Below are 19,769 nucleotides of genomic sequence, written 5' to 3' on the forward strand. Positions count from 1 at the left end.
TCCGTTGCCCACAGTGGCTTGCCCGCATCACCCTGCCACGGAAACACCGGGCCGGAACGGGTTGGCTGATCGGGGACGGAACTGTGGCCGGGCCGTTGCCCGTGACACCTGCCGAGGGACCGTCGTTGGAGCGGGAGAGACGAGGGGGTGCGCGATGCGCCGCACTGTTCTGGAGAAGTTCCCGGCAGGAGATCCGCGGGGCAGCTGGGCCGCCGAGGAGTACGCCCGGCACCGCCGGGACGAGGGGCTGGCGGCCGAGGTGGTGATGGACCTGGAGTCGGACGCGTTCCTGGTGGTCGTCCCGCAGCAGCAGGGGGACCGCTCCTGGTGACCGCCTCGGTGGGAGCTCCGTCCGGGTCCCGGTCCCGAGACGCAGGGCCCACCCCGAGCGGACGACCGTCACGGACTCGGTCGCGCCCCGGCGCGTAACCCGGTACGCCGCCCGCCCAAGGGCTGTGCGCGGTACGCCGCCCGCCCAAGGGCTATGCCCGGCCCGCTCCCACCGCCGTCTCGCCCCGGCCCAGCGTCGCCGCCGCCGCCGCGCCCACGAGACCGGCGTCCGTGCCCATCCGCGCCGGCGCCACCGTCAGACGCCGCACGAACGACAGCGTCGCGTAGTCGCGCAGGGCCCGGCGCAGCGGGGTGAAGAGCACGTCCCCCGCGCCCGCGACACCCCCGCCGATCACGGCGATGTCGATCTCCACCAGCGTCGCGGTGGCGGCGATCCCGGCGGCGAGCGCCTGGGCGGCGCGCTCGAACGAGGCGGTCGCGACCGGGTCGCCGGCGCGCGCCGCCTCGGCCACGGCGGCAGCGGTCGCGTCGCCGTCGGCACCGGGACGCCAGCCGTTCTCCACGGCACGACGGGCGATGTTGGGGCCGCTGGCTATCCGCTCCAGACAGCCGCGCGACCCGCACGGGCAGGCGTCGCCGTCCAGATCGACGCTGATGTGGCCGATGTGCCCGGCGTTGCCCGTGGGGCCCGCGTGCAGACGGCCGTTCAGCACCAGACCGCCGCCGACGCCGGTCGAGACGACCATGCACAGCGCGTTGTCGTATCCCCGGGCCGCGCCGAGCCAGTGCTCGGCCGCCGTCATCGCCACGCCGTCGCCGACGAGCTCGACGGGCAGACCGCCGACGGCCCGTGACACCCGCTCGACCAGCGGGAAGTCGCGCCAGCCGGGGACGTTGACCGGGCTGACCGTACCGGCCGAGCGGTCCACCGGCCCCGCGCTGCCGATGCCGACCGCCCGTACCCCTGGCCACAGCGGCGACGCCGTCAGCTCGGCGAGGACGCCTTCCACCGCGTGCATCACCGCGTCACCGCTCTCCCGGGCCGGCGTGGGGCGCTGCGCCCGCAGCAGGAGAGCGCCACCCCCGTCGACCAACGCGCCGGCGATCTTGGTACCGCCGATGTCGAGAGCGGCGACGAGGCTGGTGTGCATCGGTGTGCGATCCCCCGGAGAGACTGTCGGACCTGCGGATTCGACAACAGTCTCCATTGCCCTGACAACGTTGTCCAGGCCCTATGCCCGACGCCACACCATCCCATACCATCGAACGCGACCGCCTGCCGTCGGACAGAAAGCTCACCGTGGCCGATACGACTCGTCCCCCGCAGCCGCCGGGAAGCCCTCGAGGTCCCGAGCCCCGCTACGGAAATCGGCCGACGATGAAGGACGTCGCAGCCCGCGCGGGAGTGGGCCTCAAGACCGTCTCGCGCGTGGTCAACGGCGAACCGGGCGTCACGCCGGACACCGAGCGGCGGGTGCAGGAGGCCATCGAGTCACTGGGCTTCCGCCGCAACGACAGCGCGCGGGTGCTCCGGAAGGGCCGCACCGCGTCCATCGGACTGGTGCTGGAGGACCTCGCCGACCCCTTCTACGGGCCGCTCAGCCGGGCCGTGGAGGAAGTGGCCCGGGCGCACGGCGCCCTGCTGATCAACGGCTCCAGCGCCGAGGACCCCGACCGCGAACAGGAGTTGGCGCTCGCCCTGTGCGCGCGCCGGGTGGACGGGCTCATCGTGATCCCCGCGGGTCACGACCACCGCTACCTGGAGCCGGAGATCAAGGCGGGCGTGGCCACGGTGTTCGTCGACCGTCCGGCCGGCCGGATCGAGGCGGACACGGTGCTGTCCGACAGCTTCGGCGGAGCACGCGCGGGCGTGGCGCATCTGATAGCACACGGCCACCGGCGCATCGCCTTCATCGGCGACCAGCCGCGCATCCACACCGCGGTCGAGCGACTGCGCGGCTATCGCGCGGCGATGGAGGACGCCGGTCTGGAGATCGACGACTCCTGGGTCTCGCTGGGCTCCACGGCGCCGGAGCGCGTGCGCGAGGCGGTGACGTCGGTACTGGGCGCCCCCGAGCCGGTGACCGCCATCTTCGCGGGGAACAACCGGGTCACGGTGACGGTCGTCCGGCTCCTCGCCGGACGCGAGGAGCCGGTCGCGCTGGTCGGCTTCGACGACATCGAGCTCGCCGACCTGCTCGGCATCACGGTGATCGCCCAGGACGCGGCCGCCCTGGGCCGTACGGCGGCGGAGCGGCTGTTCCGCAGGCTGGACGGAGTGAACGAGGAACCGGCGCAGGTCACGCTGGAGACCGTCCTCATCCCGCGCGGCTCCGGGGAGATCCCCCCGCCGGCCTGATCCCGGCGGTGCCGGGGAGACGCCGGCCTGATCCCGCAGCGCGACTCGAAGACCCCCCGCCGGCCTGATCCCGCGGCACGACCCGGAGACCCCCCGCCGGCCTGATCCCGGCGGTGCCGGGACCAGGGACTGCCGTCAGCGGACCTGCCCCGTTCCTGGGACACGCCCACGACGGCGGACAGCCCGAGGAGCAGCGGCGGGCCCGGTGCCGGCTGTCACTCGGCTGTGGCCGTCAGCTCCCCGCGCCGGGGCGCCGCGAAGCCGTCGAGGTCGGCGCGCGTGAGACCGGTCAGCCGGGCGACCTCCGCGGTGTCGAGCGCGCCGCAGTCGATGCCACGCAGCAGGTAGGAGCTCAGGGCCTTGGCCGTGGCGGGCTCGTCCATGACGTCGCCGCCCGCGTGGGTGGCGTAGGCGGACAGCCGGGCCGCGGCCTGCTCGAAGCCCTCGCGGTAGAAGGCGAAGACGGCGGCGTAGCGGGTGGGCAGGTGGCCGGGGTGCATGTCCCACCCCTGGTAGTACGCACGCGCGAGGGCGCGGCGGGTGAGGCCGTAGTGCAGGCGCCAGGCGTCGTGGACCTTCTCGGTGGGCCCGACGGGCAGGACGTTGGTCGATCCGTCGCAAACCCGTACGCCGGTGCCGGCCGCGGCGACCTGCATGACCGCCTTGGCGTGGTCGGCCGCGGGGTGGTCGCTGGCCTGGTGGGCGGCGCTGACACCGAGGCAGGCGCTGTAGTCGAAGGTGCCGTAGTGCAGTCCGGTGGCCCGGCCCTCGGCGGCGTCGATCATGCGCGCGACGGTGGCGGTGCCGTCGGGGCCGAGGATGGACTGGCTGGTCTCGATCTGGATCTCGAAGCCGATGCGGCCGCTCTCCAGGCCGCGCGCCTTCTCGAACTCCGCGACGAGCCGCACCATCGCGGAGACCTGCTCGGCGTATGTGACCTTGGGCAGGGTGAGGACGAGCCCGTCGGGCAGGCCGCCGGCCTCCATCAGGCCGGTGAGGAAGATGTCGAGGGTGCGGATGCCACGGTCGCGTACGGCGGCCTCCATGCACTTCATGCGGATGCCCATGTAGGGCGCGGCGGTGCCGTTCGCGTACGCCTGCGAGATCAGCCGGGCGGCGCGTGCGGCGTCGGCGTCCTCGTCGGTGCCCGCGTAACCGTCCTCGAAGTCGACGCGCAGGTCCTCGATCGGCTCGCGCTCCAACTTGGCGCGTACTCGCGTGTACACCGGCTCGGCCATGTCGTCGCTCAGGCCGAGGACGCGGGCGAGGCCGGCGGCGTCGGGTGCGTGCTCGTCGAGCGCCGCCAGGGCAGCGTCGCCCCAGGTACGGACGGTGTCGGCGGCGAAGGCATTGCCCGGGACGTAGACGGTGTGCACGGGCTGGCGCGTGCCGGGGTCTCCTGGGTACCGGCGGGCGAGCTCCGCGTCCACCGTCGCCAGGGAGGCGCCGATGCCCTCACTGACCGCGCCGGCGAGACTCGTCGCCACCTTCTCCTGCTGACCCATTCCCACACCCTCCGCAGATCCCTGTGTCCGTGCTTTCCGCTTCACGGAATCAACATTCTGTTGAACGAAGTTAACGGGAGCCCGTGATCTGCGTCAATGGTCCGCCACAACGGACAGGGGCCGCGCGGTGAAGATCACCACGCGGCCCCTGCCGGGAAGATGTGCGGTCAGCCCTTGCGGGACTTGACCTCTTCGGTGAGCTGCGGGACGACGTCGAACAGGTCGCCGACCACGCCGTAGTCGACCAGGTCGAAGATCGGGGCCTCGGCGTCCTTGTTGATCGCCACGATCGTCTTCGAGGTCTGCATGCCCGCGCGGTGCTGGATCGCACCGGAGATGCCGGAGGCGATGTACAGCTGCGGCGAGACGGACTTGCCGGTCTGGCCGACCTGGTTGGTGTGCGGGTACCAGCCGGCGTCCACGGCGGCACGCGAGGCGCCGACGGCCGCGCCGAGCGAGTCGGCGAGCGCCTCGATGACCGCGAAGTTCTCCGCGCCGTTGACGCCACGGCCGCCGGAGACCACGATCGCGGCCTCGGTCAGCTCCGGACGGCCGGTCGACTCACGCGGCGTGCGGGAGACGACCTTGGTGCCGGTGGCCTTGTCGGAGAACGACACGGACAGGGCCTCGACCGCGCCCGCGGCCGGGGCGGCCTCCACGGCGGCCGAGTTCGGCTTGACCGTGATGACCGGGGTGCCCTTGGACACGCGGGACTTGGTGGTGAACGAGGCGGCGAACGCCGACTGCGTGGCGACCGGACCCTCGTCACCCGCCTCCAGGTCGACGGCGTCGGTGATGATGCCCGAGCCGATGCGGACCGCGAGACGGGCCGCGATCTCCTTGCCCTCGGCGGAGGACGGGACGAGCACGGCGGCCGGCGACACGGCCTCGTACGCGGCCTGCAGCGCGTCCACCTTCGGCACCACGAGGTACTCGGTGAACTCAGGGGCGTCGGCGGTCAGCACGCGGGTGGCACCGTGCTCGGCGAGCGCGGCGGCGGTGTTCTCGGCACCGGAGCCGAGGGCGACGGCGACGGGCTCGCCGATGCGGCGGGCCAGCGTCAGCAGCTCCAGGGTGGGCTTGCGGACGGCACCGTCCACGTGGTCGACGTAGACGAGAACTTCAGCCATGGGACTTCTTCTCTCCTGCTTGCGAAGTATGAGGGGGCAGTGGGGGGCCGAAGCCTTAGATGAACTTCTGGCTCGCGAGGAACTCCGCGAGCTGCTTGCCGCCCTCGCCCTCGTCCTTGACGATCGTGCCCGCGGTACGGGCCGGACGCTCCGCGGCCGAGTCGACCTTGGTCCAGGCGCCGTCGAGACCGACCTCGTCGGCGTCGATCTCCAGGTCCTCCAGGTCCCAGGACTCCACCGGCTTCTTCTTGGCGGCCATGATGCCCTTGAAGGACGGGTAACGCGCCTCGCCCGACTGGTCCGTCACGGACACGACGGCCGGCAGGGAGGCCTCCAGCTGCTCGGAGGCGGTGTCGCCGTCACGGCGGCCGGTCACCTTGCCGTCCTCGACCGAGACCTCGGACAGCAGCGTGACCTGCGGGACGCCCAGACGCTCGGCCAGCAGCGCCGGAACGACGCCCATGGTGCCGTCCGTGGAGGCCATGCCGGAGATGACCAGGTCGTAGCCCGCCTTCTCGATCGCCTTGGCCAGTACCAGCGAGGTGCCGATCACGTCGGTGCCGTGCAGGTCGTCGTCCTCGACGTGGATCGCCTTGTCCGCGCCCATCGACAGAGCCTTGCGCAGCGCGTCCTTGGCGTCCTCCGGACCGACGGTCAGCACGGTGACCTCGGCGTCGTCGGCGTCCTCCGCGATCTGCAGCGCCTGCTCGACCGCGTACTCATCCAGCTCCGACAGCAGGCCGTCGACGTCGTCGCGGTCGACGGTCAGGTCATCGGCGAAGTGCCGGTCGCCGGTGGCGTCGGGCACGTACTTCACACAGACAACGATCCTCAGGCTCACGCCGGCTCTCCTACTGCATCGTCTCTACTGGACTGCCTTGTGAACGCAGCATAGGCGTCCGATGGGGCGGATCCCGGTCGGGGCGGGCCGCGCTCCGAACGAAATATTACTCGTCAGTACACCGAGGTTGTTCCCGCTAAGCAAGCGCTTTGAACTGTGACCTTGACAACGGCGTGCCAGGTCAGTCGCGCAGCGCCGTGAAGCGGCCCTGGTGATACAGCAGCGGACGGCCTCCGCCGGCCGGGTCCCCGGTCACGACCTCGGCGATCACGAGGCGATGGTCTCCCGCGGGCACGCGTGCCACCACCCGGGCGGCCAGCCACGCCACCACTCCTTCGAGGACGGGCACGCCCTCGGGGCCGGTGCGCCAGCGGGTGGGCGGGGCGAAACGGTCCGCGCCGCTGCGGGCGAAGGTGGCGGCCAGCTCCCGCTGGTGCTCGGCGAGTATGTGGACGCCGACGTACTCCGCCTCGGCGACCACGGGCCAGCTGGACGATCCGGTGCCCACCCCGAAGGAGATCAGCGGCGGGTCGGCGGCCACGGAGGTGAGCGAGGTGGCGGTGAAGCCGACGGGACGTTCCCCCTGCGCGGTGATCACCGCGACGCCGGCGGCGTGCTGGCGGAAGACCGACTTCAGCAGTTCGTCGGCGGCGGGAGAGGCGGCACGCCGGCCGGCCGGAGACTGCTGTGGGCCCACGAGGCGGGCAGGGGACCCGGGCAGGGGGGCGGCGAGGCCGGAGGAGGAAGAGGTCAGGGGTGCGGTGCCGAGATCGGTCGGGGCCGTCATCGAGGATTCCTTCTGCATGGGTGCGAACTAGGCGGCTGTGGCGTCGACGTCAGCCGGACAGCGCGCGCTCGCATGACGGACGAGGTCCACATGGACCCGCCCGAAGAGAAGGAGTACTGGAGGCACAGACGTCAGCCTGACGACCGTTGCCCTGTGCAGTCAAGTGCGCACGGGAATGTGCGACCGGGCTCACGGCACGTCACACGGCCTTCCCGAGCGCGGCGATGACGTCTGCCTTGCGGGGTGCCCCAAAGGCCCGGGTGACGACTCGCCCGGCGGAGTCGAGCACCAGGACGGTGGGCGTCTTGCGGATGCCCAGGTCCCGCACGAGTGCGAGCCGTTCCTCGGCGTCGATCTCGATGTGCGCGACACCGTCGACCATGCCCGCGACGTCCGACAGCGTGCGGCGCGTCGCACGGCAGGGCTGGCAGAAGGCGGTCGAGAACTGGACCAGCGTCGCCCGCCGCCCGAGCCCCGTGCCCAGCTCCGCCGCACCGAGCCGTCGTTCCGGGTCGTCAGCGCGCACGTCGGTCCACCTCCGTCGAGTCGTGCCCCCTGTAGCGTTCACAGGAAGGCAATGATTCCCCGTGACGGGCGCGGACGGGCGGCGACGGGGCTCCGGACGTGATGAGAATCTCGCCCGTACCGGGCCCCAGGGCTGGTCAGTACGCCCCACATGGGGCACGATCGCCTCCAATGCCGATAACCTACGGCAGCGTAACTTTCACCGGGAGAACCCTCCCCGGGCGTGACGAAAGGGTCCTCCCCAGATGGCAGAGCTCGTCTATCGGCCGGTCATCGGCGCCGCACTCACGATGTTCAAGGCGCTCGACCTGAAGATCGACACTCAGGGATCGGAGAACATTCCGCGTTCTGGGGGCGCCGTCCTGGTCAGCAACCACATCAGCTACCTGGACTTCATCTTCACCGGGCTCGCCGCGCTGCCGCAGAAGCGCCTGGTCCGCTTCATGGCCAAGGACTCGGTCTTCCGCCACAAGGTCTCCGGACCGCTGATGCGCGGCATGAAGCACATCCCGGTGGACCGCAAGCAGGGTGAGGCCGCCTACGCGCACGCGCTGGAGTCGCTGCGCTCGGGCGAGATCGTGGGCGTCTTCCCGGAGGCGACGATCTCCCAGTCGTTCACGCTGAAGTCCTTCAAGTCGGGCGCCGTACGCCTGGCGCAGGAGGCCGGCGTGCCGCTGATCCCGATGGCGCTGTGGGGTACGCAGCGGCTGTGGACCAAGGGCCGTCCGCGGAACTTCAAGCGCTCGCACATCCCGGTGACCATCCGGGTGGGCGAGCCGATGGAGGCGCCGACGGACCAGTACGCGGGCGCCCTCACGCGGCGGCTGCGCGAGCGTGTGCAGGAGCTGCTGGAGGCGGCCCAGCGCGCGTACCCGGTGCGTCCCAGGGACGCGAGCGACACCTGGTGGGTCCCCGCGCACCTGGGGGGCACCGCACCGACGCCCGCCGAGGTCCGCGAGGCCAGCTGAGGCCCCTGCCCCAGGGTCCTACCGCGGGGCGTGGACCGTGACCCGCGCCCCCGGGCTCAGCTTCTCCAGTCCCTCGGCGAGTTCGGCGGCTGCCGCCGCGAGCTCGCCGCCGGTCGCCGGGGCCATGCCCTCCAGCAGGAACAGCGCGTTCACCGTGTCCTCGGTGAGACGGGTGCGTACGCCCTGGCGCCAGTTCCAGCGGCGGCAGGTGACACCCTCCTCGTCGCACCAGACGACCTCCCCCGCGTCGGGGTGCTCCACGCTCTCCTCGCCGCCCGCGACGGTGACGAACGGCTCCGCGCCCGTGGCCCGTACGAGGCGCATGCCGCCGGCGATGCGGTCGGTGTCCTCGCCGCCGACCGGGATCAGATGGGCGACGCTGATCGCGTTGTAGAGGTCGACCAGCGCGTTGATGCGGGGCAGTCCGCCGTCGGCGAGCGCCCGCCGGGCAAGCGCCTCGGCCGAGTTGCGGGTGCGCGAGGGCTTGGCGCCGAAGGCGGTGTACGCCTCACGCCAGGCCGCCATGTGTGTGTCCTCGTGCGGGGCGCGGCCGTCGAGACGGCCGGCGAGTCGGCGTGCCGCGTCGTCCAGCAGCGCCGAACTGCCGTCGCAGCTGGGGCCGTTCACCAGGCCGTGCGCCTCGACGGCGACGTGGACGAATCCGGGCGCGAGTGCGCGCACCTCGTCCGAGACGGTGAGGGAGAGTGCCATGGGTCCGCCGTTCAGATGTCCGTGGGCAGCGTGCGCCACAGGGCCGGCCGGTCGGGTGCCGTCTGCAGGGCCGTGAGGACCGCCGGATGTGGTGCAGCGAAGAGTACCGGATAGTCCACTTCACTGCACTCGGGCCGTACGGGCCAGGCCAGCCGCTCCTCGCCCGTCGAGAACTGCGCGTCGACGAGGCCGGGGATGTTGCCGCGCGGGTCCTGGCGCGCCCAGCCCGATGTGCCGGGCAGGCGGATCGCGACCAGTCCGTGGACCATCGGGTTCGAGCCGTCCTCGTCCGTGAGGCGCTGGTAGCACAGGGCCGTGGGGATGCCTGCGGCGCGCAGCAGCGCGGCGAGCGCGTGGGACTTCGCGTGGCAGATGCCGGTCCCCAGCGCGAGGACGTCCGAAGCCCGCCAGGTGACCCGCGTGTCGCCGCTGTCGGCGGAGTGCGCAATGGCGTCGCGGACGAATTCGTACGCACCCTTGGCGTATGAGTATGCGCCAGGGTGATCCGCGCGCAGCTGCGCCGCGGTTTCCATGACGAGCGGATGGCCGTGGTCGATGGCCGCGTCCGCCGCGAGGTACGCCGACAGGTCGGGTATCTGCTGTCTCAGTTCCATGACCGGCGAGACTAGGAGTACGACCGACCGGAAGCCAATGCTTTTCCGGTCGGTCGCATCCTTATGCAGCTCTGTCTAGTGCGCCATCTCTTCCTTCAGCGCCTGGACGAATGTGTCGACGTCCTCCTCCGTGGTGTCGAAGGAGCACATCCAGCGGACGTCCCCGGCCGCCTCGTCCCAGAAGTAGAACCGGAAGCGCTCCTGCAGCCGCCGGGTCACGTCCTGCGGGAGCCGCGCGAAGACGGCGTTGGCCTCGACGGCGTAGAGGATCTCCACGCCGTCGACCGTGCGCACACCCGCCGCGAGCCGCTGGGCCATCTCGTTGGCGTGCCGCGCGTTGCGCAGCCACAGGTCCTTGGCGAGCAGCGCCTCGAACTGCACCGAGAGGAAACGCATCTTGGAGGCGAGCTGCATCGACATCTTGCGCAGATGCTTCATGTGGCTGACGGCGTCCGGGTTGAGGACGACGACCGCCTCGCCGAAGAGCATGCCGTTCTTCGTGCCGCCGAAGGTGAGCACGTCGACGCCGACCGCGTTGGTGAAGGTCCGCATCGGGACGTCCAGCGAGGCGGCCGCGTTGGCTATCCGGGCGCCGTCGAGGTGGACCTTCATGCCGAGGCCGTGCGCGTGTTCGACGACGGCGCGGATCTCGTCCACGGTGTACACGGTGCCCAGTTCGGTGTTCTGGGTGATCGAGACGACCTGGGGCATCGCCCGGTGCTCGTCCTCCCAGCCCCAGGCCTGCCGGTCGATCAGCTCGGGGGTGAGCTTGCCGTCCGGGGTCGGCACGGTGAGCAGCTTGAGCCCGCCCATGCGCTCCGGCGCCCCGCCCTCGTCCACGTTGATGTGCGCGCTCTCCGCACACACCACCGCGCCCCAGCGGTCCGTGAGCGCCTGCAGAGCGGTCACATTGGCGCCGGTGCCGTTGAACACGGGGAACGCCTCGGCGGTCGGCCCGAAGTGGCTGTGCATGACCCGCTGGAGGTGCTCGGTGTACTGGTCCTCGCCGTAGGAGACCTGGTGGCCCCCGTTGGCGAGGGCGAGGGCCGCGAGCACCTCCGGGTGGGCGCCCGCGTAGTTGTCACTGGCGAACCCGCGGACGGACGGGTCGTGGTGACGGCGGGCGTCGGTCTTCAGGGTTTGGGGGTCAGCCACAGACGCTGTCCATTCAGTTCCTCGGCGGGCCGGTCCCAGACTCCGGCGATGGCCTCTGCCAGCTCCGTCACGTCCGTGAAGCCCGCGAACTTCGCATTCGGGCGCTCGGCGCGCATGGCGTCGTGCACCAGTGCCTTGACGACCAGGATGGCAGCCGCTGCCGCCGGGCCCTGATCGCCCCCCGCCTTGCGGAAGGAGTCGGCGACGGCGAGCGTCCACGCCTCGGCGGCGGCCTTGGCGGCGGCGTAGGCGGCGTTGCCCGCGGTGGGCTTGGTGGCTCCCGCGGCGCTGATGAGCACATAGCGGCCGCGGTCGCTGCGCAGCAGTCCGTCGTGGAAGGCCAGCGAGGTGTTCTGGACCGTGCGGATCAGCAGCTTCTCCAGCAGGGCCCAGTCGGCCGGGTCCGTCTCGGCGAAGCCGGCGCTGCCGCGCCAGCCGCCGACGAGGTGCACCAGCCCGTCGACCCGGCCGAACTCCTTCTCGGTCTTGTCCGCCCACGCCTTGGCGGCGTTCAGATCGAGCAGGTCGACGGTGTCGCCGATGACCGTGGCCCCGCCGTGCGCGTAGCGCGCGGCATCGACGGCCTGGGCGAGACGCTCGGCGTCGGCGTCGGAGGCGACGACGGTCGCGCCGGCCTCGGCCAGCCTCAGCAGGGTGGCCCGTCCGGCGGGGCCGGCCGCACCGGCCACCGCCACGACCGCGCCTTCGAGCGCGCCGTTGCCGTTCCCGTTCATGGTGGTCGCCTCCTGGATGCGAGAGCTCACGCGGCCGCTCCGGCCGAAGCAGCGGTGATCCCCTTGGTGGAGGCGATCACGTTCTTCAGCTTCTTGGAGAGCGCCTCATAGAACATGCTCAGCGGAAACTCGTCCGGAAGCACGTCGTCCACCAGTTTGCGCGGAGGCTGGGTCAGGTCCAGGGCGTCGGGGCCCTTGGCCCACTTGGAGCCGGGGTGCGGGGCGAGATAGGTGGAGACCAGCTCGTACGCGGCGAACCAGTGGACCAGCTTCGGGCGGTCGATGCCGTCGCGGTAGAGCTTCTCGATCTCGGCGCACAGCTGGTTCGTGACCTTCGGCGCCCGCTCCCAGTCGATCTTCAGGGTGTTGTCGGTCCAGCGCACCACGTCGTGCTTGTGGAGGTACGCGAAGAGCAGCTGGCCGCCGAGGCCGTCGTAGTTGCGTGTGCGGTCACCGGTGACGGGGAAGCGGAACATGCGGTCGAAGAGGACGGCGTACTGCACGTCGCGGCCGTGCCGGTTGCCCTCGGCCTCCAGCTTGACGGCCTCCTTGAACGCGGTGAGGTCGCAGCGCAGCTCCTCCAGGCCGTACATCCAGAACGGCTGGCGCTGCTTGATCATGAACGGGTCGAACGGCAGGTCCCCGTGGCTGTGGGTGCGGTCGTGGACCATGTCCCACAGCACGAACGCCTGCTCACAGCGCTTCTGGTCGCCGACCATCTCGCGGATGTCGTCCGGCAGCTCCAGGCCGAGGACGCGCACGGCCTCCTCGGTCACGGCACGGAAGCGCGCGGCCTCGCGGTCGCAGAAGATGCCGCCCCAGGTGAAGCGCTCGGGGGCCTCGCGGACGGCGATGGTCTCCGGGAAGAGGACGGCCGAGTTGGTGTCGTACCCGGCGGTGAAGTCCTCGAAGGTGATGCCACAGAAGAGCGGATTGTCGTAGCGGGTGCGCTCCAGCTCGGCGAGCCACTCGGGCCACACCATGCGCAGGACCACCGCTTCGAGGTTGCGGTCCGGGTTGCCGTTCTGCGTGTACATCGGGAAGACGACGAGATGCTGCAGCCCGTCCTCGCGGCCGGCGGCCGGGTGGAACGCGAGCAGCGAGTCCAGGAAGTCCGGGACGGTGAAGCCGTCCTTCGCCCACTTGCGCAGGTCGGCGACGAGGGCCCGGTGGTAGGCGTCGTCGTGCGGAAGCAGCGGGGAGAGGTCCTCCACCGCGGCGATGACCCGCTCGACGGCGGCCTCGGCGTCGGAGCGGGCGGGGGCGCCCTCCGCGTCGAAGTCGATGGAGCCGTCCTTGGACTGCCAGGGGCGGATCTCCTCGACGGCATTCTTGAGCACCGGCCAGCTCGGGTGGTCGACCACCCGCCCGTCGTGAGATATGCCCTTGTCGGCCATGCCCTGCACAAGAATTTCCGTCATGTCACTTCCTTCACGGGAGAACCTCGCGTCAAGACACCGTATCTGTGCGGCGTTCCTCCATACAAGAGGAGGCTTCGAAAATTCTCCTGCCACACCCCCTTGATCGCAGAAGTTTTTACGGCGAGTGGCCGTCGTCACAGACAGTCCGGGACTTCACACGAGACACGGACGGGCAGCTTCCGGACACCCCGTGCGAGAACGGTCCCCTGCAGGGGAGGGGCCATTAGGCTGCGTCCCTACCCGCGGGCGCCCCCACCGCGTGGGCGGGCGGGGGCCTGGCCCCGGGAGCCGCCGTCGACGGAAGCGAGAGAATCTTGACTTTCCTCACCATCGGTCATCGCGGGGTCATGGGCGTCGAGCCGGAGAACACCCTGCGCTCCTTCGTCCGCGCCGAGCAGTGCGGCATGGACGCCATCGAACTGGACCTGCATCTGACCAAGGACGGCGCGCTGGCCGTCATGCACGATGCCGACGTGGACCGCACGACCGACGGGAACGGCCCGATCGCCGAGAAGACCCTCGCGGAGCTGCGTCAGCTGGACGCGGGCATGGGCGAGCGCGTGCCCGTCTTCGAGGAGGTTCTCGACGCCGTGCGCTCGCCGCTGCAGGCGGAGATCAAGGACGTGGCGGCGGCACGCGCGCTGGCCCAGGTGATGAAGCGCCGCGATCTGGTGCCCCGGGTGGAGGTCTCGTCCTTCCATGACGAAGCCGTCGCCGAGATCGCCTCACTGGTGCCGGGCGTGCGCACGGTGCTGATCGCCAGCCGGTGGGAAGCGGACATCGTGGACCGGGCGAAGGCGGTCGGCGCCGCGTCGCTCGCGCTGAACATCCGCAGGCTCACGCTGGAGACCGTCGAACGCGCCCACGGCGCGGGGCTGGGAGTGATCGGCTGGGTGGTCAACACCCAGGAGCACCTGAGGCTGGTGCGCGCCCTCGAACTGGAGGGCGCGACCACCGACTTCCCCGAGATCCGCCGCACCGGGCGGTTCACCGCGTGACGGAGCCGGCTGCGATCAGCCGGTGAGGTCCTTCACCAGCAGCTCGAAGGCCAGGTCGTCGCGCTGCGGGATGCCGAACCGCTCGTCGCCGTACGGGAAGGGGCTCATCTGTCCCGTACGGCGGTAGCCGCGGCGCTCGTACCAGGCGATCAGGTCCTCGCGGAGGCTGATCACCGTCATGTGCATCTCCCGCACACCCCAGCTCTCGCGCGCGCTGCGCTCCGCCTCGGCGATCACCCGGCGGCCGAGACCGCCGCCCTGGAGTTCGGGGCGCACGGCGAACATGCCGAAGTAGGCGGCGTCGCCGCGGTGTTCCAGCTGGCAGCAGGCAATCGGCTCGCCGTCGCGCTCGACCACCATCAGCCGGCTGCCGGGCGCGGTGATCACCGCGAGTACGCCCTCGGGGTCCGTTCGCTGACCGTGCAGGAGATCGGCCTCGGTGGTCCAGCCCGTACGGCTGCTCTCACCGCGGTACGCCGACTCGATCAGCGGGACGAGCACCGGGACGTCGTCCGCCACCGCGTCACGGTAGGTGAGCTCGCCGGAATCGCGGGGCGGTGCGGTGTCCATGGGCGGCTCCGTTTCGACCGGGTGCCGGGCCGGCGAGGCGCCGACGGCACGAGTGGGTACGCGTGGCACGAGGGTAACGCCTCACCAGCGGCGGGTTCGGCCCCGCTCACCTCGTGGACTCCCCCACCCCGCGCCCCTGACGCGCTCCCGTGTACTCCCGTGCGCTCGCGTACGTCGTGCGCCCGCGGGCATGCACCCTTCGACGCCGTCGAAGGGGGAGATGCGCGTGCACGGTCCGATGACGTCCGGATGGCTGCTCATGGCGCTGTGCGCCGCGACCGGGGCGTACTGCCTTCTGAGGATGGGCAGTTGCTCGGGTGACGCGCGCGAGGACGCCGGTGGCGAGGCGCTGATGGGCTTCGGCATGGCGGCGATGGCCGTGCCCGCTGCCGTGCTCACGCTTCCGTCCTGGCACTGGGTGGTGTACGCCGTGGTGTTCGGCGCCGCGGCCCTGCGCGCGATACGGGCGCTGCGCGCCCGCCGCCACAGACACCATCTCGTCGCATGTCTGACGATGGTCTACATGGCGGCGGCGATGGCCGGACCCGGCGGCGCGCACGCGTCCCACACCCGCCCGGGAGTCCCTCTGCTGACGGCTGCGCTCGTCGTGTATTTCGCGGTGTACGTGCTGCGCGCCGGCCTGCGCCTCGTCCCGGTCGCCGCCCCCGCCGGAAGCCCGGGTCCGGCGGCGCCCTCGTGGGGCGCCCCACCGGAACTGGCCCTGGCCTGCAGAGTCTCGATGGGAACGGCGATGCTGGTGATGCTTCTGACCCTGTGAGCCGCCCCGGACGGTCCTGCGTTCAAACCGTGGCGTGCGTCACTTGACGCGCCGGGCCATACCTGCAGGTAGCCCCGCGCTCATAGGCTGGATCGCATGATGGTCTCGCTCGCGCTGCTTCTGCTCGGGGTACTGGCCGCCGTTGTCGCCCCACGACTCGTGTCGCGCGGCGACTGGGCGGAGCGCGAGCCCGTCGTCGCGCTGTGGGTGTGGCAGTGCGTGGTCGCCGCCGTGCTCCTGTCGTTCGCCCTGTCCATGGTCCTCAGCGCTGCCGCGGCCTGGCAGCTGGTCCGCGGTCATGTCTTCGCCCCGGCGCCCAACGGCGTCGTCGAGGCCTACGCCCTGCGGGCGAACGAGCCCTGGTCCGCCGTGCTGGCGGTCCTCCTCGCCTGCGGCGGGCTGTGGACCGCGACGATGCTCACGCGGGAGGTGCTGCGGGATCACGCGCGGCGCCGCCGGCGTCGCCGGGAGCTCCTGGTGAGCTCCCCTCTGCTGCCCGGCGAGGAGCCCGGCGACGAGCCGCTGGTGGTCCTGGAGGGCGAGCGGCCGGACGCCTGGTGGCTCCCGGGCACCGCTCCCCAACTGGTCATCACCACCGCGGCGTTGCGCAGGCTCAAGGGTCATCAGCTGGATGCGGTGCTGGCGCACGAGCAGGGGCACGCCCGGGCCCGGCACGACTGGCTGCTGCGCTGTTCCGCCGCGCTGGCCAACGGGTTCCCGCAGATCCCGGTGTTCGCCGCGTTCCGCGACGAGATGCACCGGCTGGTCGAGCTGGCCGCGGACGATGTGGCCTCGCGGCGGTTCGGGCGGCTGACGATCGCCCTGGCCCTGGTCGAACTGAACGAGGAACGCGGGGTCTTCGGCCCCTGCCCGACGCCCGGCGCGGAGCTGCCGCAGCGGGTGAACCGGCTGCTGACCCCGGTCCCGCGGTTCACCGCCGGCCGCCGGCTCCAGCTGACGGCGGCCGCGGCGCTGGTTCCCGTCGTCCCGCTGTTGGTGGCATTCGTCCCGGGACTGCGCGCGCTGGGATAGCCGGACCGCGCGCCGAGGGGTCAGGATCGGTGCATGCCCCTTTCGCACCAGCTGACCCCGGCCCCCTCCCCGGTCCGTCGTCCGGCCCCGCGCACGGTCGCTGCGGCCCGTACGGGCACGGTCTGCCTCGCCCTCACGGCCGTGCTGACCGTGCTGGTGGTCCTGCCCTGGTCCCCCCTGCTCGCCTTCGACCGCGCCGTCGCGGAGGCGCTGCACAGCACCGCGGTCGCCGAGCCGGGGCTCACCCGCGTCAACCGGGTGCTGACGGACTGGGTGTGGGACCCGTGGACGATGCGGCTGCTGGCCGCCACGGCGACCGTCTGGCTCTGGCGGCGGGGCGAACGGCTCCTCGCCGTGTGGGTGGCCGCGGCGAGCGCCCTGGGGGCGGCCGTGCAGCAGTCGCTGAAGGCGGTGGCGGGCCGGGAACGTCCGCAGTGGCCGGACCCGGTCGACTCCGCACAGTACGCGGCGTTCCCGTCCGGTCACGCGATGACGGCGGCGGTCACCTGCGGCCTGCTGTTGTGGCTCGCCCGGCACTACGGAGCGTCCGGTGCCGGCTGGGCGTGGGGCGTCGTGCTCGCCGTCGTGAGCGTCGCCGGTGTGGGCCTCACGCGCATGTATCTGGGCGTCCACTGGCCTTCCGACGTGGTCGCCGGGTGGCTGCTGGGGGCGGCCGTGGTGGCCCTGACGACGGTCTCGTACCACAGGGCGGTCTTGTCCCGGCGCCGCTGAGCCCTGAAGGATCGACGGCATGGCGATCACGGCGGTGCTGTTCGACGAGCGGCCCGAGGGGCTGCGCCCGGTCCTCGAACTGGTCGACCGGGCGCGCCGGTCTGCCGGGCACCCGGTCGGCGACGCGACCGGAGCACACTGAAGACAGCGGAAGGAATCGGGGGAAGAACCCACCCGGACCGGACGATCCCCCGCGTCGCCCGGTCCGGGCAGCACATCCGCCTACCAGCCCCCGATGGGCCCGCAGACGGGACGCGCTGAGTATATTGGCTCGGAGCCAGTCAACGCAGGAGTCCAGGATGTCCCCGCGGAGCGCAGAGGTCAATGAAGAACTTCGTCGGCGTTCGCGCGAGCGGATGCTGCAGGCGACGGTGGAGCTGGTCGACGAGCGGGGGTTCGAGGCGACGACGCTCGGCGACATCGCCGACCGGGCGGGCTCGGCCCGCGGTCTCGTCTCGTACTACTTCCCCGGCAAGCGCCAGCTGCTCCAGTCCGCGGTGCACCGCCTCATGCACCGCACGCTGGAAGCCGCGCTCGAACGCGAGCCCCGCACCGAGAACGGGCAGGAGCGCCTGGCACGCGCCGTCGACGCGATCCTGGGCCTCGCGGTGGAGCACCCTCGGCTGATGCGTACGCACATGGCGGGGATCCTGCAGGCCGAGGGGTTCGTGCAGTGCCCGGAGCAGCAGCGGCTCGCCGCCCTGCTGCGCGACACGTTGCAACGGTACGGCTCCACGGACGTGGACACCGACTATCCGCTGCTGCGCGCCCTGCTGATGGGCGCGGTGTTCGCCGCGCTGCTGCCGGGCGCGCCCATGCCTCTCGCACGGCTGCGCGCCGAGCTGTTCCAGCGCTACGGGCTGGACTGGGAACTCGGCGTTCCGCCGGGCCCGGATGGACCCGGCGGAACGTCTCGTCCCGATGCGGCGGCCCAGGTGCCGGATCAGTCCTCGAAGTCCTCGAAGTAGTCCGGCTGCGTCTGCACGTTGAGCTCGTGCATCCGCACCCGCGCGCCGGCGTCGGTGCGCCGGTCGTCGATCCTCAGGACGTCGAGTCCCTTGGCCATGTCGTTGGAGTAGATGTAGCCGTTGTAGTAGTACGCGGACCATGAACCGGCGACGACGAGGTTGCCCGTGCTGACGGGGCCGCGCTCGAAGTACGCGATCTCCTCGGCCCGGTCGGCGTCGGTGAAGTCCACGACCGAGACGCCGCCCTGGTACCAGGCCTGGACCATGATGTCGCGGCCCTTGACCGGGATCAGCGAGGCGTTGTGCGCCACGCAGTTCTCGGTGTCGGCCTGGTGGCGGTCGATCTTGAAGTAGCTGCGGAAGACCAGCTTGCGCCGGTCGCCCTTGCCGGTGATGTCGTAGATGCCGTCGGCGCCGCGGTTCGGGCCGACCCGGGTGTTGCAGGTGGCCGCGACGCCGCCGCCCAGTTCGTCGCCGAAGACGACCCTGTCCGCCTTCTGGTTGAAGGTGGCCGAGTGCCAGAAGGAGAAGTTCACGTTGTCCTGGACGATGTCGATGACCCTCGGGTTCTCCGGGTCCTCGATGTCGAGCAGGATGCCGTCGCCCATGCAGGCGCCGGCGGCGAGGTCCTTGGAGGGCAGCACGGTGATGTCGTGGCAGCCGGTGGTCTTCGAGACGCCCGGGTTGGTGGGTCCGCCCGGGTTGCCGCCTCCGTCGGGGCCCTCGCCGGGGAAGAGCACGGGGAAGTTCACGACGGCGGCCTTCTCGGGGGCCTTGCGGGGCACCTTGATCACGGAGATGCCGTCGTGCGGCGGCCGGCAGTCGGGGAACGCGGCGTTCGGCGCGTAGGACGACACGTAGACGTAGACGTCCCTGCGCTCGGGAACGAGGGTGTGGGTGTGGGAGCCGCAGGCGGTCTCGACGGCGGCGACGTACTTCGGGTTGCGCTTGTCGCTGATGTCGAAGATCTTCATGCCCTCCCACGACGACTTCTCCGTGGCGGGCTGCGAGGTGCTGCTGCAGGAGTTGTCGCTGCGCGAGGAGTCGGTGGAGAGGAAGAGCAGATCGCCCGAGACGCTGATGTCGTTCTGCGATCCGGGACACAGCACCTGGGCCACGGACTTCGGCGACCTGGGGTCGCTGATGTCGAAGATCCGGAACCCGTCGTAGTTGCCGGCGAAGGCATAGGAGCCCTGGAACGCCAGGTCCGAGTTGGTCCCCTTGATCGCGTCCTTGGGGATGTTGCTCACGTGCTCGATGTTGTCGCTGTGGACGATCTCGTCCACAGCGGGGATCTCACCGCTCGCGATGGCGGACCGGGTCCCGGCCTCCTGGCTCGACGAGACCTCGCCCCCGGCCGGAGCGTCTCCCGGGTCGGGGATCGCGACGGCCGGTCCCGCGGTCAGCAGCGCGGCCAGCAGACCGGCGGCCGCCGCCGCCGCGCCGACACGTCTGCGCCGCGCTCCGGTGGTGTGCAACGGGGTCACTGCGTCCTCCCTTGTCGCCGTTCTTGGTGGAACGGTTCACGGACCCCGGCAGTATCTTCCTTTGCATGCACATCTCAACAGATGGCAACGCACATGTAATGAAGGATTTTGATCGACTCGCCGCGCGTTCAAGCAAGTACGCTCCTCGAACACCCCAAGTGCC

General features: G+C 71.3%; 22 protein-coding genes. 9 read left to right on the forward strand and 13 right to left on the reverse strand.

Features of this window, described 5'->3' with window-relative positions; all coding sequences use genetic code 11:
* Positions 1–154 precede the first annotated feature (154 nt).
* Positions 155–331: a hypothetical protein gene (locus tag AB0K02_RS12280; RefSeq protein ID WP_365992304.1), complete on the forward strand. Its 177-nt coding sequence runs from the start codon at positions 155–157 to the stop codon at positions 329–331.
* Between the two features lie 151 nt (positions 332–482).
* Here AB0K02_RS12280 and AB0K02_RS12285 read toward each other — a convergent pair whose 3' ends face one another.
* Positions 483–1,442 (reverse strand): ROK family protein, encoded by a 960-nt coding sequence (locus tag AB0K02_RS12285; RefSeq protein WP_365992305.1) that lies wholly within the window; start codon positions 1,440–1,442, stop codon positions 483–485.
* Between the two features lie 227 nt (positions 1,443–1,669).
* On the opposite strand from AB0K02_RS12285, the gene AB0K02_RS12290 reads away from it, so the two are divergent.
* Positions 1,670–2,650: a LacI family DNA-binding transcriptional regulator gene (locus tag AB0K02_RS12290; protein WP_365992306.1), complete on the forward strand. Its 981-nt coding sequence runs from the start codon at positions 1,670–1,672 to the stop codon at positions 2,648–2,650.
* Positions 2,651–2,865: 215 nt separating this feature from the next.
* Here AB0K02_RS12290 and AB0K02_RS12295 read toward each other — a convergent pair whose 3' ends face one another.
* The 5 genes from AB0K02_RS12295 to AB0K02_RS12315 form a co-directional block, all read right to left on the reverse strand.
* Positions 2,866–4,155, reverse strand: a complete 1,290-nt coding sequence (locus tag AB0K02_RS12295; protein ID WP_365992307.1) for an aldolase/citrate lyase family protein — start codon at positions 4,153–4,155, stop codon at positions 2,866–2,868.
* 167 nt (positions 4,156–4,322) lie between these two features.
* A complete protein-coding gene (locus AB0K02_RS12300) occupies positions 4,323–5,285 on the reverse strand; it encodes an electron transfer flavoprotein subunit alpha/FixB family protein (protein ID WP_365992308.1) in 963 nt (320 codons plus the stop codon).
* 55 nt (positions 5,286–5,340) lie between these two features.
* Positions 5,341–6,126 carry an electron transfer flavoprotein subunit beta/FixA family protein gene (locus AB0K02_RS12305; RefSeq protein ID WP_365992309.1) on the reverse strand — a complete coding sequence of 262 codons (786 nt, stop codon included), beginning with the start codon at positions 6,124–6,126 and terminating at the stop codon, positions 5,341–5,343.
* 181 nt (positions 6,127–6,307) lie between these two features.
* Positions 6,308–6,913 (reverse strand): flavin reductase family protein, encoded by a 606-nt coding sequence (locus AB0K02_RS12310; RefSeq protein ID WP_365992311.1) that lies wholly within the window; start codon positions 6,911–6,913, stop codon positions 6,308–6,310.
* A gap of 199 nt (positions 6,914–7,112) precedes the next feature.
* Positions 7,113–7,439, reverse strand: coding sequence for a thioredoxin family protein (locus tag AB0K02_RS12315; RefSeq protein ID WP_365992312.1), 327 nt, complete (start codon positions 7,437–7,439; stop codon positions 7,113–7,115).
* A 244-nt stretch (positions 7,440–7,683) separates the two neighbouring features.
* Between AB0K02_RS12315 and AB0K02_RS12320 the strand changes: the two genes are divergently transcribed.
* A complete protein-coding gene (locus AB0K02_RS12320; protein ID WP_365992313.1) occupies positions 7,684–8,406 on the forward strand; it encodes a lysophospholipid acyltransferase family protein in 723 nt (240 codons plus the stop codon).
* Positions 8,407–8,424: 18 nt separating this feature from the next.
* Here AB0K02_RS12320 and AB0K02_RS12325 read toward each other — a convergent pair whose 3' ends face one another.
* The 5 genes from AB0K02_RS12325 to AB0K02_RS12345 form a co-directional block, all read right to left on the reverse strand.
* Positions 8,425–9,117, reverse strand: coding sequence for a phenylalanine--tRNA ligase beta subunit-related protein (locus tag AB0K02_RS12325; protein ID WP_365992314.1), 693 nt, complete (start codon positions 9,115–9,117; stop codon positions 8,425–8,427).
* A gap of 11 nt (positions 9,118–9,128) precedes the next feature.
* Positions 9,129–9,731: a transglutaminase family protein gene (locus AB0K02_RS12330; protein WP_365992315.1), complete on the reverse strand. Its 603-nt coding sequence runs from the start codon at positions 9,729–9,731 to the stop codon at positions 9,129–9,131.
* A 75-nt stretch (positions 9,732–9,806) separates the two neighbouring features.
* Entirely contained in the window at positions 9,807–10,868 is a 1,062-nt protein-coding gene (locus AB0K02_RS12335) for a low specificity L-threonine aldolase (protein ID WP_365992407.1), read from the reverse strand.
* Positions 10,865–11,620, reverse strand: coding sequence for an SDR family NAD(P)-dependent oxidoreductase (locus AB0K02_RS12340; RefSeq protein ID WP_365992408.1), 756 nt, complete (start codon positions 11,618–11,620; stop codon positions 10,865–10,867). The genes AB0K02_RS12335 and AB0K02_RS12340 overlap by 4 nt, the downstream gene beginning before the upstream one ends.
* A gap of 26 nt (positions 11,621–11,646) precedes the next feature.
* Positions 11,647–13,041 carry a DUF6421 family protein gene (locus tag AB0K02_RS12345; RefSeq protein WP_365992316.1) on the reverse strand — a complete coding sequence of 465 codons (1,395 nt, stop codon included), beginning with the start codon at positions 13,039–13,041 and terminating at the stop codon, positions 11,647–11,649.
* A 314-nt stretch (positions 13,042–13,355) separates the two neighbouring features.
* Between AB0K02_RS12345 and AB0K02_RS12350 the strand changes: the two genes are divergently transcribed.
* Positions 13,356–14,039: a glycerophosphodiester phosphodiesterase family protein gene (locus tag AB0K02_RS12350; protein WP_365992317.1), complete on the forward strand. Its 684-nt coding sequence runs from the start codon at positions 13,356–13,358 to the stop codon at positions 14,037–14,039.
* Positions 14,040–14,054: 15 nt separating this feature from the next.
* Here the strand turns inward: AB0K02_RS12350 and AB0K02_RS12355 are convergent, their stop codons facing one another.
* Positions 14,055–14,609, reverse strand: coding sequence for a GNAT family N-acetyltransferase (locus AB0K02_RS12355; protein ID WP_365992318.1), 555 nt, complete (start codon positions 14,607–14,609; stop codon positions 14,055–14,057).
* Positions 14,610–14,835: 226 nt separating this feature from the next.
* On the opposite strand from AB0K02_RS12355, the gene AB0K02_RS12360 reads away from it, so the two are divergent.
* The 5 genes from AB0K02_RS12360 to AB0K02_RS12380 all read left to right on the forward strand — a co-directional run bounded on the left by AB0K02_RS12360 (position 14,836) and on the right by AB0K02_RS12380 (position 18,119).
* Entirely contained in the window at positions 14,836–15,387 is a 552-nt protein-coding gene (locus AB0K02_RS12360) for a DUF5134 domain-containing protein (RefSeq protein WP_365992320.1), read from the forward strand.
* Positions 15,388–15,483: 96 nt separating this feature from the next.
* Positions 15,484–16,419, forward strand: a complete 936-nt coding sequence (locus tag AB0K02_RS12365) for a M56 family metallopeptidase (protein WP_365992321.1) — start codon at positions 15,484–15,486, stop codon at positions 16,417–16,419.
* Positions 16,420–16,452: 33 nt separating this feature from the next.
* Positions 16,453–17,151, forward strand: coding sequence for a phosphatase PAP2 family protein (locus AB0K02_RS12370; protein ID WP_365992322.1), 699 nt, complete (start codon positions 16,453–16,455; stop codon positions 17,149–17,151).
* Positions 17,152–17,170: 19 nt separating this feature from the next.
* Positions 17,171–17,293: a hypothetical protein gene (locus AB0K02_RS12375; RefSeq protein WP_365992323.1), complete on the forward strand. Its 123-nt coding sequence runs from the start codon at positions 17,171–17,173 to the stop codon at positions 17,291–17,293.
* Positions 17,294–17,450: 157 nt separating this feature from the next.
* On the forward strand, positions 17,451–18,119 hold the full coding sequence (locus AB0K02_RS12380) for a helix-turn-helix domain-containing protein (RefSeq protein ID WP_365992324.1): 669 nt from the start codon (positions 17,451–17,453) through the stop codon (positions 18,117–18,119).
* Here the strand turns inward: AB0K02_RS12380 and AB0K02_RS12385 are convergent.
* The gene (locus AB0K02_RS12385) at positions 18,095–19,606 is read right to left on the reverse strand and encodes a hypothetical protein (RefSeq protein ID WP_365992325.1); all 1,512 of its coding nucleotides are present in this window, start codon (positions 19,604–19,606) and stop codon (positions 18,095–18,097) included. The genes AB0K02_RS12380 and AB0K02_RS12385 overlap by 25 nt on opposite strands.
* Positions 19,607–19,769 lie beyond the last annotated feature (163 nt).

Source organism: Streptomyces sp. NPDC049597 (assembly GCF_040675505.1).
In the GTDB taxonomy this organism is placed as follows: domain Bacteria; phylum Actinomycetota; class Actinomycetes; order Streptomycetales; family Streptomycetaceae; genus Streptomyces.

What these genes read in the sequence shown, in the direction of transcription:
- AB0K02_RS12300 (WP_365992308.1), bottom strand. Translation starts at nt 5,285, where the DNA reads ATGGCTGAAGTTCTCGTCTACGTCGACCACGTGGACGGTGCCGTCCGC.
- AB0K02_RS12380 (WP_365992324.1), top strand. Translation starts at nt 17,451, where the DNA reads ATGTCCCCGCGGAGCGCAGAGGTCAATGAAGAACTTCGTCGGCGTTCG.
- AB0K02_RS12330 (WP_365992315.1), bottom strand. Translation starts at nt 9,731, where the DNA reads ATGGAACTGAGACAGCAGATACCCGACCTGTCGGCGTACCTCGCGGCG.
- AB0K02_RS12290 (WP_365992306.1), top strand. Translation starts at nt 1,670, where the DNA reads ATGAAGGACGTCGCAGCCCGCGCGGGAGTGGGCCTCAAGACCGTCTCG.
- AB0K02_RS12365 (WP_365992321.1), top strand. Translation starts at nt 15,484, where the DNA reads ATGATGGTCTCGCTCGCGCTGCTTCTGCTCGGGGTACTGGCCGCCGTT.
- AB0K02_RS12345 (WP_365992316.1), bottom strand. Translation starts at nt 13,041, where the DNA reads ATGACGGAAATTCTTGTGCAGGGCATGGCCGACAAGGGCATATCTCAC.
- AB0K02_RS12310 (WP_365992311.1), bottom strand. Translation starts at nt 6,913, where the DNA reads ATGACGGCCCCGACCGATCTCGGCACCGCACCCCTGACCTCTTCCTCC.
- AB0K02_RS12340 (WP_365992408.1), bottom strand. Translation starts at nt 11,620, where the DNA reads ATGAACGGGAACGGCAACGGCGCGCTCGAAGGCGCGGTCGTGGCGGTG.
- AB0K02_RS12370 (WP_365992322.1), top strand. Translation starts at nt 16,453, where the DNA reads ATGCCCCTTTCGCACCAGCTGACCCCGGCCCCCTCCCCGGTCCGTCGT.
- AB0K02_RS12295 (WP_365992307.1), bottom strand. Translation starts at nt 4,155, where the DNA reads ATGGGTCAGCAGGAGAAGGTGGCGACGAGTCTCGCCGGCGCGGTCAGT.
- AB0K02_RS12325 (WP_365992314.1), bottom strand. Translation starts at nt 9,117, where the DNA reads ATGGCACTCTCCCTCACCGTCTCGGACGAGGTGCGCGCACTCGCGCCC.
- AB0K02_RS12355 (WP_365992318.1), bottom strand. Translation starts at nt 14,609, where the DNA reads ATGGACACCGCACCGCCCCGCGATTCCGGCGAGCTCACCTACCGTGAC.
- AB0K02_RS12375 (WP_365992323.1), top strand. Translation starts at nt 17,171, where the DNA reads ATGGCGATCACGGCGGTGCTGTTCGACGAGCGGCCCGAGGGGCTGCGC.
- AB0K02_RS12280 (WP_365992304.1), top strand. Translation starts at nt 155, where the DNA reads ATGCGCCGCACTGTTCTGGAGAAGTTCCCGGCAGGAGATCCGCGGGGC.
- AB0K02_RS12285 (WP_365992305.1), bottom strand. Translation starts at nt 1,442, where the DNA reads ATGCACACCAGCCTCGTCGCCGCTCTCGACATCGGCGGTACCAAGATC.
- AB0K02_RS12320 (WP_365992313.1), top strand. Translation starts at nt 7,684, where the DNA reads ATGGCAGAGCTCGTCTATCGGCCGGTCATCGGCGCCGCACTCACGATG.